This window comes from Albidovulum sp., from assembly GCF_008933605.1.
Taxonomy (GTDB): domain Bacteria; phylum Pseudomonadota; class Alphaproteobacteria; order Rhodobacterales; family Rhodobacteraceae; genus Albidovulum.
The window spans coordinates 1-1804 of the sequence record NZ_WBUS01000291.1 but is presented as its reverse complement, the minus strand read 5'-3'; the positions used below and the strand labels follow the sequence as shown (position 1 = coordinate 1804).

General features: G+C 70.6%; 2 protein-coding genes. Both read left to right on the top strand.

What is annotated here, in order from left to right:
* The coding region (locus F9K34_RS18930) for a M24 family metallopeptidase (protein WP_291338643.1) at positions 1-335 on the top strand (335 nt) is incomplete at its 5' end.
* Between the two features lie 285 nt (positions 336-620).
* A partial coding sequence (locus F9K34_RS18925) for a DEAD/DEAH box helicase (protein WP_291338642.1) occupies positions 621-1804 on the top strand: 1184 nt, incomplete at its 3' end.

The window sequence follows — 1804 nt, the reverse complement described above, 5'->3', positions numbered from 1 at the left end:
CCGCCTTCGCCGCGGCGCGGCCGGGCGCGACCTGCGCCTCCGTCGACCGTGCCGCCCGGGCGGTGCTGGAGGCCGAAGGATTTGGCCCCGGCTACGCCGTGCCGGGGCTGCCGCACCGGACGGGCCACGGACTCGGCCTCGACATCCACGAGGAACCCTGGATCGTCGCCGGCAACGACACGGTCCTTGCGCCCGGCATGTGCTTCTCGATCGAGCCGATGCTCTGCGTCTATGGCGAGTGCGGCGTGCGGCTGGAGGACATCGTCCACATGACCGAGGCCGGGCCGCGCTGGTTCTGCCCGCCGTCCGGGACGCTCGACGCGCCGTTCGGCTGATCCGCGCTTCCCGGAGGGGGAAAGGAAAGCTTGACAGCAGGCCGGCGATGGACCACATGACACACGTCGCTGCGTTGCCGCGTGAGCTGGCCTGGCCGCGAAACGGCCATCGGCGACACCAGAATTCAGTTCCCCATCACGCAGGGTCCTGACGCGACGGCCGGATGGCGCGGGATGAGCCCGCCTGTTTCGAGGCCCCGCGGACCCTCGCCGGCCGCCTCCGTGCGGTTCTGCAAAACCGGTGTGCCGGCACGATCGCCGCGCACGCCTTGAAAAGGATACGACTTGTTCGATTTCGACATGCTCGGCCTCGCGCCGACGCTTCTTTCCGCGCTCAAGCGCGCGGGCTTCACCGAACCCACCCCGATCCAGAACCAGGCCATTCCGCTCGCGCTCGAAGGGCACGACATCCTTGGCCTCGCCCAGACCGGCACCGGCAAGACGCTGGCCTTCGGCCTGCCGCTGATCGACCACCTGCTCGCCCAGCCCGGCAAGCCCGAGCCGAAGAGCGTCAAGGCGCTCGTCCTTGCGCCGACGCGGGAACTCGCCAACCAGATCGCCGACAGCCTCCGGGCCCTGACCGAGGGCACGAAACTGCGCGTCTGCACGGTCGTCGGCGGCCAGTCCATCGGCAAGCAGATCGCGCTCCTCGCACGCGGGACCGACATCCTCGTGGCCACCCCCGGCCGGCTGATCGACCTGATGGACCGCGGCGCCGTGACCCTCGGGGCGGTCCGCCATCTCGTCCTCGACGAGGCCGACCAGATGCTCGACCTCGGCTTCATCCACGCCCTGAGGAAGATCGCCCCCCGGCTCGGCACGCCGCGCCAGACGATGCTCTTCTCGGCCACGATGCCGAAGCAGATGGAGGAGATCTCCCGCGCCTACCTGACCGACCCGCGCCGCGTGCAGGTCGCGCCCCCGGGCAAGGCGGCCGACAAGATAACCCAGTCGGTCCACTTCCTGCCCAAGGCCGCGAAGCCCGCGCGCCTGCGCGAGATCCTGTCGCGGGACCTCGACGCGCTGACGCTGGTCTTCGCCCGCACCAAACACGGCGCGGAAAAGCTGATGAAGGATCTGGTCGCCGACGGCTACAACGCCGCCTCGATCCACGGCAACAAGAGCCAGGGCCAGCGCGACCGCGCCATCAAGGCCTTCCGCGACGGCACCGTCACCACGCTGGTGGCGACCGACGTGGCCGCGCGCGGGATCGACATTCCCGGGGTCGCCTACGTCATCAACTACGACCTGCCGGAGGTGCCGGACAACTACGTCCACCGGATCGGCCGCACCGCCCGCGCCGGACGCGAGGGGGAGGCGATCGCCTTCTGCGCGCCGGAGGAGGCGGAGTTGCTGCACGAGATCCAGAAGGTGATGAAGGCCGAGGTGCCGGTCGCAAGCGGCAAGAGCCCGCTGATCGCGCGCGGGTCGGGCAGCGGCCGACAGGCCGGCACCGCGCCCCGGGGCAC